The sequence below is a fragment of the Hydrogenophaga sp. genome (genome assembly GCF_031426985.1).
Classification (GTDB): Bacteria; Pseudomonadota; Gammaproteobacteria; order Burkholderiales; family Burkholderiaceae_C; genus Hydrogenophaga.
The window spans coordinates 29,770-45,033 of sequence record NZ_JASJOY010000065.1; the positions used below are offsets into that span (position 1 = coordinate 29,770).

10 protein-coding genes are annotated in these 15,264 nt (G+C 62.3%); 6 read left to right on the plus strand and 4 right to left on the minus strand.

The window, feature by feature from the left end; translation table 11 throughout:
• Positions 1-11: 11 nt before the first annotated feature.
• The 3 genes from RMP09_RS09010 to RMP09_RS09020 all read right to left on the minus strand — a co-directional run bounded on the left by RMP09_RS09010 (position 12) and on the right by RMP09_RS09020 (position 7,644).
• Positions 12-3,572 carry an RHS repeat-associated core domain-containing protein gene (locus tag RMP09_RS09010; protein WP_310565643.1) on the minus strand — a complete coding sequence of 1,187 codons (3,561 nt, stop codon included), beginning with the start codon at positions 3,570-3,572 and terminating at the stop codon, positions 12-14.
• A 24-nt stretch (positions 3,573-3,596) separates the two neighbouring features.
• On the minus strand, positions 3,597-6,266 hold the full coding sequence (locus RMP09_RS09015; protein WP_310565644.1) for a SpvB/TcaC N-terminal domain-containing protein: 2,670 nt from the start codon (positions 6,264-6,266) through the stop codon (positions 3,597-3,599).
• 451 nt (positions 6,267-6,717) lie between these two features.
• Positions 6,718-7,644 carry a hypothetical protein gene (locus tag RMP09_RS09020; protein WP_310565645.1) on the minus strand — a complete coding sequence of 309 codons (927 nt, stop codon included), beginning with the start codon at positions 7,642-7,644 and terminating at the stop codon, positions 6,718-6,720.
• A 113-nt stretch (positions 7,645-7,757) separates the two neighbouring features.
• On the opposite strand from RMP09_RS09020, the gene RMP09_RS24075 reads away from it, so the two are divergent.
• The 5 genes from RMP09_RS24075 (at position 7,758) to RMP09_RS09040 (ending at position 13,188) form a co-directional block, all read left to right on the plus strand.
• Entirely contained in the window at positions 7,758-7,973 is a 216-nt protein-coding gene (locus tag RMP09_RS24075) for a helix-turn-helix domain-containing protein (protein WP_409559705.1), read from the plus strand.
• Between the two features lie 180 nt (positions 7,974-8,153).
• Complete coding sequence (locus RMP09_RS09025; protein ID WP_310565646.1) at positions 8,154-9,392, plus strand: IS1595 family transposase; 1,239 nt, start codon at positions 8,154-8,156, stop codon at positions 9,390-9,392.
• A gap of 730 nt (positions 9,393-10,122) precedes the next feature.
• Positions 10,123-11,115, plus strand: coding sequence for a tripartite tricarboxylate transporter substrate binding protein (locus RMP09_RS09030; RefSeq protein WP_310565647.1), 993 nt, complete (start codon positions 10,123-10,125; stop codon positions 11,113-11,115).
• Between the two features lie 131 nt (positions 11,116-11,246).
• Positions 11,247-12,155 carry an NAD(P)-dependent oxidoreductase gene (locus RMP09_RS09035; RefSeq protein ID WP_310565648.1) on the plus strand — a complete coding sequence of 303 codons (909 nt, stop codon included), beginning with the start codon at positions 11,247-11,249 and terminating at the stop codon, positions 12,153-12,155.
• Between the two features lie 61 nt (positions 12,156-12,216).
• On the plus strand, positions 12,217-13,188 hold the full coding sequence (locus tag RMP09_RS09040; protein WP_310565649.1) for an AEC family transporter: 972 nt from the start codon (positions 12,217-12,219) through the stop codon (positions 13,186-13,188).
• Positions 13,189-13,203: 15 nt separating this feature from the next.
• Here RMP09_RS09040 and RMP09_RS09045 read toward each other — a convergent pair whose 3' ends face one another.
• Positions 13,204-14,103 (minus strand): LysR substrate-binding domain-containing protein, encoded by a 900-nt coding sequence (locus RMP09_RS09045; protein WP_310565650.1) that lies wholly within the window; start codon positions 14,101-14,103, stop codon positions 13,204-13,206.
• A 323-nt stretch (positions 14,104-14,426) separates the two neighbouring features.
• Between RMP09_RS09045 and RMP09_RS09050 the strand changes: the two genes are divergently transcribed.
• On the plus strand, positions 14,427-15,264 hold an 838-nt coding region (locus RMP09_RS09050; RefSeq protein WP_310565651.1), incomplete at its 3' end, for an amidohydrolase family protein.

Sequence of the window (15,264 nt, forward strand, 5' to 3'; positions counted from 1 at the left end):
ACCACCTCCTTTCACCGGCCCGGCGGGTGATAGGCGCCCGTCGAGGAGTTGTATTGCCAACCACGCGACTCCAACAGGTTGCGCTCTGCACGCAAGAAGCCCTGTGTAGGAATTTGCTGTCCCGTCAAAGCGTCTCGATACGAATCATAGATGGGATCGCCTTGCCTCATCTGCTCTCGCAGCCGTCCAGCGTTTTGAGACCAGTTAGCCTTCACACTGCCTTGTTCGGGCAGATGGAGCATGAAGTCGCCTTCTTTCCATCCGCCTTGCTTGGTCGTAGTGTCTTTGGCCCACTTGAAGAGGTTCAAGCCGCCTAGTTCGGCAGCGCCAGCGCCCTTTGCGGCCTCTTTGCTCACTGAACGAGTCAGCAAGGACCGAGCCATTTTGGTAAGTGCGGCACTTCCACCAGAGACGATGGTCATGGCGCTGAACGCCATGCTCGCTCCTGTATTTATTGTTATAGCAAGTACGTCCTTGTTCCTCCAAGCTTGCGCAGCCTTCAAACCGTATCCGCCATCGACTAAGTCGATTGTGCCCTGTGCGACCTGCCTAGCAACCTCACCGGATCGCTGGACGTTTCTTGAAGATGCGAGCAGACTTGCATCACCCTTAAAACCAGTAGAGGACGACTTATTTGCCTTCGGATCAGCTGCAGTTAAAGCCAATCCCAAGCCATTTTTGTCTGGCGTGTCGGGACCATCCCATCCACTTGATTCGGTCAGTGAATAGTTGGCTTTGAATGTTTCTGACGCCTGACTGCCCTGAGCACTTTCATCCCTGAAACCATCAAGATCCACCCGATTCAGCGGATTGTTGATGACGTAGCTGTATCTGTTAAAGCTTTGCGGATTGTGTGTATTCGGCACCGTCGGATCGGCCGACAAGAACTTGCCGATATCCGGGTCGTACACCCGAGCATTCATGTGGATGAAGTCCAGCTCATCGAGGTGCTCGTGGCCGGTGAAGCCGCGGCTGGTGCTGGTCGCATCGATGGTGCCGGTCTGGTCGAAGTTGCCGTTGATGTGCCGGCGCTTGCCAAACGGGTCGTAGGCCATGCGCTCGATCACACCGCCGCTGGCGTTGGTGCTGGCCACGATGGAGCCCAGGTGGTCCTTGTGCCAGTAGCGCAGATCGGCAGCGGTCTGTGCGGTTGGGGTGGGGTTGCTCTGGACCGAGTTGGTGCTGGTGATCAGCAGGAAGGCGCCCTTCTCGGCGCTGATGTAGTGGCGGTTCTCGCTGCTGCTGGCGCTGTCCACGGTCTTGTCTTCGCGCTCGAAGTACAGCGCCCCCTCGTTGTCCGGGTGCAGCACGTTGAGGGTCTTGACGGTGGTCACGCCACCCACGGTGCGGCTGCTGGTTTCGCGGATGCGCTGGTGCTCGGGGCCGTAGAGGAAGCTGACCTGCACGTTGTCCTGGCTCAGGCGCAGGGTATTGGGGTTGTCAAAGCTGGTCCAGGTGTGGGTGCGCTGCACGCCGTTGCTGCCCACCACGCTGGCGATGTTGCCGTTGGCGTCGTAGCTGTAGACGGGGTTGAGCGTCTTGCCGGCCTGGCCGCTGATGCTTTGCACCGCGTGCGGCCGGGCACCGGCGCCTGTGGCATAGGTGTAAGTGCCGACCTCGGAGCTGTGGGTGATGTTGCCCAGTGGGTCGTACTGGTAGTTCAGGTTGCGCAGCAGCTGGGCGTTGGCGGTGTTGTTGAGCAGCGAGCGCGTGAGGCGGTTGAGCTCGTCGTAGCTGAAGATCTCTTCGGTGGCGTGCCGCCGGTCGGTGCGCTTGCTCAGGTGGCTGTTGGCGTTGTAGTCGTAAGCCTGGTCAATCAACCAGGTGGGCGAGCCGCTGGGGCCGGCGGTGGAGGCCTGCAGCAAACCGGTGTTGGGCTCGTAGGTGTTGACCGTCAGCGCGTTGTTGCCGTAGCGCACCTGGGTGAACTGCCCGCGGGCGTTGTTGGCCACGCGCTGCCAGATCAGCTGGCCGCCGGGGGCCAGGTTCATTTGCGTGAGCGCGCCGGTGCTCAGGTCGTACACGTTGTCCACCGCCAGGCCGGTGGGCCAGGTCTGGCGGCTGATGCGCCCGTCTGCGTCGTAGTCGATCTTGCTGATGTAGGCCGAGCCGGTGGAGGCCAGCGTGGTGCTGCTCTGGACGATGCGGGCGCGGTTGTCGTGGCTGTTCAAACGGCGGTAGCCGTTGCCCGATCGGGCCTCGCACAGCAGCCCGCGGCTGGTGATGCCGCTGGCGCAGGCGGTGTTGGCCGCTGTGACGTCAAAGTGGAAGGTGCTGGTGTGGTCGGGTTCGGTGCGCGAGATCATGCGCCCCAGGCTGTCGTAGGCCAGGGTGACGGTCTGACTCTTGGGGTTGGTCTGGCTGCGCAGCTGGCCCAGCGCGTCGTGCCGGTACGTCCATGTGCCCATGCCGGGGTCGATCATGCGGGCTTTGTTGCCGCTTTGGTCGTAGAAGATCTGGGTGACGTTGCCGCGCGGGTCACGGGTCTGGTGCAGCTGGCCCCAGGCGGTGAACTGGTAGCTTTGCTGCCCAGCCCTGGCGTCGGTCAGGCGGATGGTGCGCTCGAACTCATCGAGCTCGCGCGTCTGGGTGTGTCCGCGCGGGTTGGTCGAGACGATGGTGCGGCCGCTGTACTGGTTGGTCCGCACTGCCACGCCACCCGGTGCATAGGGGTTGGGTGTGCTCTCCTGGATCACCCGCCCGAGCGCGTCGTAGGTGAACGTGGTGTCGGTGGGCGTCTCTCCCGCAAAGTACGGCGCGCTCTTGCGGCCAACGCGCCCCAGGGCGTCGTACTGGGTGCTCACGATGGACCAGCGGGGGGTGCCGGCGGTGGCAAACTGCCGGGTCTGCGTCTGGATCTCGCGGCTTTGGGCATCGAAGTACGTCACCCGAGAGGCTCCGTTGACCGTCGTGCCATCGGCGCGCGTGGGCACTTCGCTCACGCGCAGCACCGCACCCAGCGGACAGGCGCCGAGGTCCGGCGGCAGCGCCACGGTGCCGCTGCTGGGTGCCTGCGCGGCGCAGTAGTCGTAGCGCCACTGGGTGCGGTTGCCATCGGGGTGGGTGGTGTTCAGGCGCCGGCCAAAGGCATCGTAGGTGGTCTGGATGACCAGTCCGTTGGCGTCCTGCACCCGCGTGGGCAGGCCAAAGGCGTTGTCGTGCTGCAGTTGCTCCACGTGCCCGGCTGCGTTGGTCTGGGTGTTGGGGTACAGACCCGCCGCACTCTGGCCCGCTGCGCCGAAGGTCTCGGTGCTGGTGCGGGTGGCGATCACGGATGTGCCTGCGCTGCCCAGGCCCGGGCAGTTCTGCTGCGCTGTGGTGGTGACGTTGCCAAAGCTGTCGTGTCCGTAGGCCGTGCGCAGGCAGTGCTGGGCCGATGTGGGCTCGAGCACCTGGGCCGTGACCACACCGGTCAGGGTGTTGCGCTCGTAGGCCACCGTGCGCGTGCCACCGATCTGGCTGGTCGGTTCGACGACTTGGGCTTGGGCTGCTGTGCTGCACGCCAATACCGCAGTGAGCAGCCACGCGGCGGACCAGGGCAGATGGCGGATCAAGAGAGCTGGTTGGTTCATGTTCTTCGCCTCAGAGCATCCGCTTCAGTTGGGCGCGCCGGTGGCGGGCAAGCTGCGCTGGTTTTGTGCGCTGGTGGTGGTCCTGACCAGCTGACCTAGCAACCAGGCACTCTCCTGGTGGTTGTACTGGTGCGTTGCCGTGCTCACGCTGGTCACACCCCCGCTTGAGTCCAGGCTCTCGGTCCTCTCTTGCACGGGAAAGCCGTAGGCATCGATGCTGTCGATCACCTTGCGCTGTGTGCCCACCAGCACGCCAGGCTGGCGCAGATCGAAGACGGTGCTGGTGCTCTGGTTGAGGTGCACCTGGATCACTTGCGTGGCCGTAACAGAGAGCGTGCGGGTCAGATAGCCGTGGGTGGTGTTCTCCAGCGTCTGCGGCGCTGCCTCGCTGCCCACGAACTTGTGGACCCGCGCGACCTGGCCCGTCAGGGGATGGCTCTGGTGGTAGTGCGTGGCCACGCTCACACCGGTGCCCTGGTCGGTGCTGGTCACCCGCTCAAAGCCCTGTGTGCCGTTGCGTCGCAGATCGGCGCGCAAATGCGCATAGCGGTAGCTGGTGGTGTTCCAGCCCTGCGCATCGTTGCCCGAGCGCACGCTGTCCACCACCATGAGGGGCGTCTGTATGTCGATCTGCGGCTTCACGGCTCCCGTGCCCTTCGAATACACAGTGTTGTCGGAGATGGATTTATAGGCAACTTCTTGCACGAAGTCCGCGCCATTGTTAACCGCGATCATTCGATCAATATCCGCCGGCAAACTGTTGATGAAGAATTGTCCATCGGCTGCATAGAAGTCAGTTAATCCGTCGCCATTAAAATCATCACACACCAATGGCTCGTACGTATACCGACTATTTCGTGTGGTCGCAACGCTCTCTGATGTGGTATTTCTCGATAGAACAATATTAAACGGATACCTGAAGAAAAGAAAATCACTTCGACCATCCCCATCGAAATCCCCCGTGCATCTACCTCGATTGGTGCCATCAATAAAAGAATATCCTGAAGGGATAAATCGCTCTTTTGGCAGCTCATACCTAGACTGAATCGTCCCCTTTGAAATTATTATTCGATCATTGGAAACAAGGAGGTCTTGTTTTCCATCACCGTTCAAGTCTAGCGTTGCTTTCGGGGAATCATTGCCGAGGCCAGCTTGGATCTGCAGCTGGCCATTCATGAGGCTGTATGTGCGCGACGAGTAAGCCGAACCCTTACTATGGTGCCGTGACTCGGCAAATATGACAAACGAAGAAATGCCATCGCCTTCGAAGTCTACAGCACTGCAAGTGGCCCACGCCAGCTCTTCAATACCTATCGATATTTTTCGCGCCTTAGGATCAAACACCTCTCTAGTGATTGGATTGCTCAAGCTGCTTGTAGTTGAACGCGAGGAAATACCAAGATGCTCAGAATAGCCGTCCCCATCTAAATCAGCGAAGCAATGGGTTTTTTCTGAAGCAGAAAGAGCGGATGAGCCGCCATTTGCTAGCTTGAAGTAATCCCATGAGCGACAATCGTATGAATCAGTCGACGAGCACCATCGCCTTTGTATTAGGCGGTCTGTACGCCCATCACTGTCAATGTCCCACGTGCCAATAGCCAGTTCCGTAGTCTCACCCTTCCCCGGTGTCGGTGCATTTGGACCGCCGGGGATAAGTACACGGATACCGGTTCCATTTTCATCAACCGAAAACACACCTTTTATTTGTGATCCTCGCGCGACAAATGCCCCGACGGCAGCATCACGATAAGCAACTGTGATCGCGGGCAAACACGGGCCATCTGCAACGCATTCTTGAATTGAGCGAAGCATGCTGCGCTTGCTCGCCTGACTTTGCGTGTACTGCAGCCTGTAGTTCCTGAAGACTGTGGCTGTAAGCGTGTTGTTGACCAACGGCTTGTGCATCACCGTTATTGCGCTTACCCGGTGGTTGGTCGATCCATACTCCACACCATCGTCATATTTGAGGATCTGGTCGTTGGCAGGGCGGGCTTCGTAAGAAAATTCAATGCGACCGTTGCTGTATTCGACGCGGCTGAGCAACTGCTCGCCCAGGATGGTGTTCTTGCTGTAGGTGAAGAAGATGCGGTTATTGAACCTGTCTTTGATTTCGCTAACCATCCAGCTGCGGATGACCGCCTTGTCCGGATGCTCCAGCCGACTGTCGCTGGTGCCCCCGAAGGTGTAGATCTCCCCCGTCTTGGCTTCCAGCGTGAACGATTGCGGTCCCCCGGCCACGTTGCCCAGTGAGGTGATACGCCCGTAGATGTCGATGGCTGTGCGGTACTGGGTGCCGGCTGCGCCGTAGACGCCGGCGTTGCTTGCCCGCAATTTCTGACCGTCCAGGCAGAACAGGTCGCTGGCATCGTTCTTGACGCCGATGCGATAGCCGTCTTCGGCCGGGCTCTTGGCGCAGCGCGCGATGGAGGACACACCCGAGAGAGACCAGCCAACACCGAAGACACCGTTGGGTGCGTGCGAGCCGTACTGCAGCGTGAGCTTCGGACTGAAGCCGCCAACACCCGGGGCCACCGTCAAGGGGATGCTGTAGGTAGCGGCGCCAGCGTCGTTCACGGCAAACTGCCCGTGTGTGAGGCTGGTTTGAGCCTGTATCGAAGACGCACACAGCCCCACGAAAAGTGTTGTGGCGACAGCTGCGAGGCGATTTCGAGTCAGATGGTGGGCGATCTTCATGTCAGAAGGAATTCGAATCGAACAGAAAGGGGCGCACTGAGGCGAAAACGCACTCAGTGACCTGAACAACTCAGGTTTTCAAAAGCTTCAGGAAATCAGTCGCAGTGGCAAGCAGTCCGAGCTCCTACGTCAGACTGCGCCAAGCGCATTGCATGAACTATGCGCCCACTGGATACACAGCCATGCTTCATTCCTCCCGAGATGAACACGTGGACAGGCCCCAAGCGCTTCTTGATCAGCCGACTGAAAGTCGAGGCCTGCTCAACTGTAAATCAGTGTTGATATGAGTTTCAGAACGTGCCACGAGAAGTTGCTGCGATATCCCTCGTTTGGGGGAAGACCTGTTTCAGGCGAACTTCTGCTCGACGAGCAAAATCTTTTGTTGCAATCGGACAGCACCCACGTCTTGACATATCGGCCGAGGCATGCCAACTAGCCACCAAATGCATGCTCAGGTAGTTGCCACAGGGCGACGGCCGGCGTTCTTGCGCACACCGCCCCAACTTGCGCGGCGGGCCTGGTCCACCCGGAGCCAAGCCTCTGCGCGCACAAGGACTGGCCAGAGCAGCTGCGGGTGGGTCAAAAAAATCTGATTGACTGCCTGTTGCTCGGCTCTGGCCTTTACGCCAACACCCGGCAAAGGCTGCAATACACTGACTACCAGTCGCCAGAGCCGGGCGTTATTTCTTTGGACATTCGTGCTGCACTCCAGTTGCGAGCAGACCATCGGGCGGTGCAACTCCAGCCACTTGAAGGCTTGTTCTTGAGGGTGCAGGACGCCCAGATCAAGATCGGCATTGTGAAAGCGCCAGACTTCCTGTGTCGCGAGTGAATGCACCTGGTCATTGAATCCCGGGAACAATCGCCGGCCATTTTGGTACTTCGCCAACGAAGTCGCTGAATCGGGGTCTGGGCGGTGCTCGAAGCACAACTGACCGCCCGGGAGTCTGCGCCTAAAGCACAGCTTGCAAAAGCGGTACAGCCACACATCCTGAAGATCAGGCTCGTTTGGAGGCAGAGGGGGCGCATTTTTCAAACTTGCAGCCTGCTCGCGCATTTGGCGGAACACCTTCGCCTCAAACAATTCCTCATGCTCTTGCCGCGCACGTTTTGATCCACTGACGGACTCCAGCACATGTGCAATGACAGAGGCGATTGCGTGTTCGCGCTGGCCTTGTGGCCCTCCTTGGAACACGAAGGCCGGGTACAGGGCCCACAGCGCTTTCCAAGTGGCTCTGCCCGAAATCTGAAGCAACAGGAGCTCGGCTTCACTCAAAACTGGGCCCAGGCGCTCGCGTAAAGCGCGAAGAACGCCGCCCGGCCCGACGGACCGCTGCCTGCTGATGTCCTCAAGGATCAGTCCTGCAATGTCGCGCATGTCATTTCAACCGGAACGTCCCACGCATCAATCAAGTGTCAACAAATCGCACTGTCGCAAATGAACGCGTGCCGCTAGCATCCGGCTGGAATCACAAACCAGTAGGACTTGTCATGGAAGATCTGCCTGAGTACTTGACCATACGGGAAGTCAGCAAGCTTCTGAGGATCACGCCGGGCACAGTAAGGAACCGGTTGTGCACGGGCGCACCCATGCCGGCGTCATTCAGGGTTGGACGCGAGCGCCTGTTTGATCGGCGCGCAGTGGAGGCCTGGCTGCAGGAAGCACAGGCCAAGTACATAAGCGACCGACGCCCCAGGACCACCTGAGAGACGTCCGGCCACTTTGCACTTCATAAAGGAGATCCCCATGGATTGAGCAGCCAGCAACCCCACAACACACAAGTTGGAGGGATAAAAAAAGCACAACGCCCAGGACCTGTTAGAGCAGGCCACTGGGCGTGGAGTTTGTGCACAAGACCTTGACGGGACCTTGATGCAGAAATTTTCGTGCTTTCCAGGACGGTTGTCAACGGCTCTTTCGGGCCGGTGGCACCGCTCTGCCCTCCGGGTGCCGGCCTGCTGGCCGGTGATGTGGCGACACCGCGCGTGTCGCCCACACAGAACTCGGAAGCCATGGAAAGAAGAAAGCCCAAGCAGGGCCAACATTTTCTGCAGTCTGCGGAGTTGAGGGATTTCTCCATGTGGGAGGTCGCCAACCTGGACAATGCCCAAGTATTGCAAACATTCGCCACGTATCGTTGGGGTAGCCTTGACAAGGTCATTTGCCCCGGCTGTGGTGCCATTTCAAAGCCGTTTTTTCGTGTCGATCGGGCACAGTTGAGATGCCGTCATTGCGACCGACATTTCTCACCCTTGGTCAATACGGTCTTTGCAGATCGAAAAATCCCACTCAAAAAGCTGCTGATGGCCTTGGTGAAGTTCATCTCCAGCGCAAAAGGCGTCTCAGCACTAGAGTTGAGTCGAATCATCGATGTGCAGGTGAAAACTGCGACCGTTTTATTGGGGAAACTGCGGGAATGTCTTTTGCGGCAAAAAGACACCGAGACGCTTTCTGGGTTGATCGAGATCGATGGTGGCTACTTCGGCGGGAAACCGCGAAAATCCTGTTTCCGGGGAAAGAGCAAGCCTGGGGAGATCGCCGCGATGGTTGAGGCGCGGCTCAGAGGCGAACCTGTCAGCAAACGAAAGCCAAAAGGCAGGGCTGCTCGCCGAAACTGGGAGAAGCGAAAAAATCGTCGCGTTGTGATGGTTTATCGTGCTGTTTGTCCCGAGGGTGGGGAAGGTGCTTATGCCACACGCACCTTCATTGCTCTGTCAGAGAATTCGGCGGTAGTGGATAAAATCACCCCCGAGATCGTTGTTCCGAATTCGACGATCATGACCGACGAAAACGCGGCGTACACACACTTGTCCAAGGACTACGATCACCATTGTGTCGAGCATTCTCTCGAGTTCTGCACGATCAATGGTGTTAACGAAAACCAAGCCGAGAGCTTTTTCTCTCGCATGCGCCGCGCTGAATACGGCGTGTTCCATGGCTACCGCCCCAAGTACTTGGCGGACTACGCACAAGAGTTTGCCTGGCGTGAAGATGCTCGCCGGCAGACGGAAATGCAAAAACTCATGAATTTGCTGCGCAGGGTCTTCGATGCAGGGATGTCGCGTTGGTGGCGAGGCTACTGGCAAGGGCATAATCGCCCTGGTGAGTTGCTGGTCAGGGTCTAATAAATTCCAGCCGAATTGGCTGCCAACCACATGCCCTCTACCGCTGTGCGATGGGTGTGTTGGCGCTTTACGTGGCCCTCGCGTGCAAGTCTCTGCAGCCGCTTTCTGACTCTGTATCGAAAATCGGAGTAGTCAACGGCATGCCCAATTGAGCCAATTTGTTCAATCACGAAATTGGCCACCTGTGTCGTGCTCTGCGGAATACCTTGGGCGTGCTTGAGACACGCCAAGATCAGACGAGACATCTCCCCGTACTCCGTGGCCGCGCACCGTGTGTGTGTCTGGATTGGAGCAATAAGGTCCGGGTCAATCTGCACTTCGTGCAAACGCAGAACCTGATCGGCCGCCTCAAGGTCTCGGCTGAGTGCGGCGATCAGCTGCTCGCATGTCCTTGCAGCATGGTGCGATGTGGACAGCAAGTCTTCCCGCCGGGCATCAATGGCTTCAAGCTTCCTGCCAACTTGTCGAAGCCTGGCAGCCTCTGCCGTCTCTAGCTTGATGATCTCACCACGGAGTCGAGCACGTGTCTTGAGCAACCAAGCAAGCGACGGCGGGGTACGAATTTGACTCATACCCCGCAAGCCTAGTCACCACGCCCACTCAAAACAATGGGCGACAGCTACCTAATGGCGGGCATAGCTGAAAAGGCCCGCAAGTGATTGCGGGCCTTTTTCATGGTGGGTACATTGGCCTGCCGTCTGGCCATTCACATCACAACAAGGAGACTTCCATGAACCGTTCCGTGTCCCCGTCCCGTCGCAGCCTGCTGGCCTGCGCCGCAGCCCTGTGTGCCGTGGTCGGTTTTGCCGGTCAGGCGCAGGCCCAGGCCTTCCCGAGCAAGCCGCTGCGCATCGTGGTGCCGTTCGCCGCCGGTGGCGCCGGGGACCTCACCGCGCGCATCGTGGGCGCCGAACTGAGCGCCTCGCTGGGGCAGCCGGTCACCATCGAAAACCGCCCGGGTGCCGGTGGCGTGGTGGCGGCCAGCACGGTGGCGCGGGCCGATCCCGATGGCCACACCCTGTTCCTGATGTCCAACGGCACCGCCGTCACGGCCAGCCTCTACAACAGCCTGCCCTACGACACGCTCAAGGACCTGGCGCCGGTGTCCACGCTGGGCACCTTCGACCTGGCCGTGCTGGTGCCGGCCGACTCGCCCTTCAAGACCCTGGGCGAACTGGTCGCCTTCGCGAAGGCCAACCCCAACAAGCTCAACATCGGCAGCATCAACATCGGCAGCACGCAGAACCTGGCGGCCGAGCTGTTCAAGTCCAGCGCCGACATCGACGTGCAGGTCGTGCCCTTCAAGGCCACGCCGGAACTGATCGGCGCCCTGCGCGGCAAGCAGGTGGACGTGGGCGTCGAGATCCTCGGCCCGGCGCTGACCCAGATCAAGGCGGGTGCCTTCCGCGCCCTGGCCGTCACCGGCAAGAAGCGTTCGATCGTGCTGCCCGAGGTGCCGACCGCCGTCGAGGCGGGTGTCAAGGGCTTCCAGGCCTCGTCGTGGAACGCGCTGGCCGTGCCGGGCAAGACGCCGCGCCCCATCATCGACCGCCTGAACAAGGACATCGTGGCCGCGCTGGCCAAGCCCGATGTGCGCAAGAAGCTGGCCGACCTGAACATCGACGCCGACCAGAGCACACCCGACGAAGCTGCACAGCTGCTGGCCTCGGACATCCAGCGCTGGGCGGCCGTGATCCAGCGCGCCGGTATTCCGAAGCAGTGAAGAACACTCCCGCCGCGCTGCGCGCGACCCCCTCAAGGGGGCAACGCGGTGCGGCCCGGCAAAGCCGGGACCAAAGCGTTCTGGAAGGGGCATGGCACGCCGGCCCCCATTCAGGACAAGGAGCCTCACCCATGAACGACTTGCGCATCGGCCTGATCGGCTACGGCGAGGTGGGCCGCATCTTCACCGCGGGGCTCAAGCCCGCGTCGGCGTGGATCGGCGCCTGGGACCTGAAGTTTGCCGACCCGGCCCGGCAGGCCGAGCCGCTGGCCCATGCGGCCGCCGCCGGTGTGGTGGCGTGCGAGAGCGCTGCGGCGCTGTGCGCGCAGGCCACCCTGGTGATCTCGGCGGTGACGGCGAGCAGCACCCTGGCCGTGGCCGAGGCGGTGGCGCCGCACATCCGGCCCGGCAGCGTGTTCCTCGATCTGAACTCCGCCTCGCCCGGCACCAAGCAGCGGGCGGCGGCGCTGATCGACGCGGCCGGCGCGCACTACGTCGAGGCCGGGGTCATGACCTCGGTGCCGCCCTACGGCATCCGCGTGCCCATGCTGCTGGGCGGTGCGCACGCGGCGCGCCTGCAGCCGGTGCTGGCGACGCTCGGCCTGGACGCGACGGTGGCCAGCGAGCAGCTGGGCATCGCCTCGGCCACCAAGATGTGCCGCAGCGTGATGATCAAGGGGCTGGAGGCGCTGGTGCTAGAGAGCTACACCACTGCGCGCCACTACGGCGTGGAAGACGCCATGATCGCGACGCTGCAGGAGACCTTTCCCGGCATCGACTGGACCAAGCAGGGCGCCTACTTCTTCAGCCGCGTGGCGCAGCACGGCCAGCGCCGCGCCGAAGAAATGCGCGAGGTGGCCAACACCGTGCGCGAAGCCGGCTTCGAACCCTTCATGGCCTCAGCCATTGCGCTCAAGCACGACTGGATGGCCGCGCAGGCCCGCGCCGGGCACTTCGCCGACCTCGGCCCGAACCCCGCCTGGCAGGGCTACGCCGACCGCCTGCTCGCGGCCCGCGGGCCTGCCGCCAACGACGCGTGAATCCGCCCCGGCCACCCCGTGCGGGCGGCCCTTTGCCGCCCTGACACCAGCCCATCCCCCCATGTTCGACATCCTGGCCATCACCGGCCCCATCTACCTCTGCATCCTCGCGGGCTGGGCCAGCGTGCGCTGGGACTTCTTCAGCATGGCCGACATGCGCGTGCTCGGCAAGTTCGTGCTGCAGATCGCGCTGCCGGCGCTGCTGTTCAACGCGCTGGCCTCGCGCCCGCTGGCCGAGGTGATGCGGCCCGGCTACCTGCTGGCGTTCACACTGGGCTCACTGGCGCTGCTGCTGGGCAGCCTGTGCTGGGCCTGGAAGGTCCAGCGCAAGTCACTGACCGAGAGCACCTACGTGGCCATGGGCATGACCTGTTCCAACAGTGGCTACATCGGTTACCCCGTGATGCTGCTGTTGTTCGGCCCGCTGGGCGGGGTGGTGCTGGCGCTCAACCTGATCGTGGAAAACCTGCTCAAGCTGCCGCTGCTGTTCACGCTGGCCGATGCGGGCGCGCACGAGGGGCAGCGCCTGTCGCTGGCCGCGGTGCTGCGCCAGACCGCCGAGCGCCTGGCGAAGAACCCCATGATCATCGGCATCGTGCTGGGGTTTGGGGTGTCGCTCTCGGGCTGGGCGCTGCCCTCGGTGCTCAGCCGCTTCGTCAACCTGTTCTCGGGCGCGGCCGGAGGTCTGGCGCTGTTCATCATCGGCGGCAACCTGGTGGGCCTGCAGGTGCGGGGCCTGCGCAGGCAGGTGGGCCTGATCGCGCTGGGCAAGCTGGTGCTGCACCCGGCGGCGGTGTGGGGCGCCATCGCGCTGCTGGCCGCGCTGGGCCTGCCCGTGCCCGAAGGCGATCTGCGCGCCGCGGCCGTGCTGTCGGCCGCCATGCCCATGCTGGGGGTCTACGCCATCCTGGCGCAGCGCCACGGACACGAAGGGTTTGCGGCCGCCGCGCTGCTGGGCACCACCGCCGCCTCGTTTTTCTCGCTCAACGCCATCCTCTGGCTGATGCGCCACAGCGCCGGCTGGCTGGGCTAGCAGGCTAGGGCCTGTTCACCCCAGGGCTTCCAGCGTCTGGCGGATCAGCAGCTGCGTGGTCTGCTGCGTCAGCGTGGCCGGGCGTTGTGAACTGGTGGCCAGGCTCAGGCGGGTGCGCAGCGGCGGCTGGATGGTGCGGGTGCGGTAGGCCGAGGGCCGGATCGAACGCGCCACCGCGTTGCGCGAGAGCAGGGCGGCGCCCGCACCGTCGGCCACCAGGTCGAGGATGGCGGAGACGCCGTCGATCTCCAGCGCGACCATGGGCCGCACGCCCACGGCGGCCATCTCGGCTTCGACGTACATGCGGATCGCGTTGGGCCGGCTCGGGATCACCAGCGGCAGGCCGGCCACCTCGGTCAGCGCGACGGGCGGCGGCGGCGGTTCTTCGGCCAGGCCCGGCGCGCGCGGCTCCACCAGCAGCAGTTCTTCGTCCTGCAGCGGCGTGATCTCGATGTCCGGCGAAGGCTGCGCGTTATAGAGCACCGCGATGTCCAGCCGGCCGGTGACCAGCCATTCCTGCATGGTGGTGGACAGGCTTTCGGTGATGGACAGGCGCGCTTCGGGCAGCTGTTCGCGAAACGCGCGCGTCAGCGGCACCGCCAGCACGCGGGCCAGGCTGGGGGGCAGGCCAATGGCCACGCGCCCGGCCAGCGCGCCGCGCACGCGGCCCAGTTCCTCGCGCGCACGCTCGACCTGGTGCAGGATGCCGCGGCCGTGTTCCAGCAGCAGGCGGCCGGCTTCGGTGGGGGTGGCGCCGCGCCCGTTGCGGATCAGCAGGTTCTGGCGCAGCTCGACCTCCAGCAGCCTCACCTGGCGCGAGAGCGCGGGCTGGGCCACGTCCAGCGCCAGCGCGGCTTTGGTGAAGCTGCCCAGTTCGGCGACGCGGACGAAATATTCGAGTTGCTTGAGATCCATGCTGGCCCCCGGAAAGTGGGCTTGATTATTTCACTTTGTAATAACCGGTCACCAGCTATTCCAGAGAGCGCGCTTTGTGGTTCCATCGTTCCCCGTGGCGTGTGCCGTGGCCCGGTGACCCGCGCCCGCCGCGGGGGGCGATGGTGCACAGGCGGGAGGCGGTGCCGCCCGGGCGCCCGGGGCCACGCCCGGTTATCGCATCCCGGCATGAATGGGGCAGCCCATGTGTTTTTGGGATATCTGGTAGAGATTTATGCCGCTTGTGATGTGCCGAGCCGCGAACCAGAATGCGCAACCACCGACAGCACCCAGGAGACCTTCGCATGAGCCAGCAAAAGCCCCTCATCATCGACTGCCACGGCCACTACACCACGGCCCCCAAGGCGCTGGAGAACTGGCGCAACGCGCAGATCGCCGGCATCAAGGACCCGGCTTCGATGCCGAAGGTCAGCGACCTCAAGATCAGCGACGACGAGCTGCGCGAGTCCATCGAGACCAACCAGCTCAAGCTGATGAAAGAGCGCGGCTCGGACATCACCATCTTCAGCCCGCGCGCGAGCTTCATGGCGCACCACATCGGCGACTTCAATGTGTCGTCCACCTGGGCCGCCATCTGCAACGAGCTGTGCCACCGCGTGAGCCAGCTCTTCCCCGACCACTTCGTGCCCGCCGCCATGCTGCCGCAGAGCCCCGGCGTGGACCCCGCGACCTGCATCCCCGAACTGGTCAAGTGCGTGGAGCAGTACGGCAACGTGGGCCTGAACCTCAACCCCGATCCTTCGGGCGGCCACTGGACCAGCCCGCCGCTGACCGACAAGGCCTGGTACCCCATCTACGAGAAGATGGTCGAGTACGACATCCCCGCGATGGTCCACGTCAGCACCAGTTGCAACGCCTGCTTCCACACCACCGGCGCGCACTACCTGAACGCCGACACGACGGCCTTCATGCAGCTGATCCAGGGCGACCTGTTCAAGGACTTCCCGACGCTCAAATTCATCGTCCCCCACGGCGGCGGCGCGGTGCCTTACCACTGGGGCCGCTTCCGCGGTCTGGCGCAGGAGATGAAGAAGCCCCTGCTCAAAGACCACCTGCTGAACAACGTGTTCTTCGACACCTGCGTCTACCACCAGCCCGGCATCGACCTGCTGACCAAGGTGA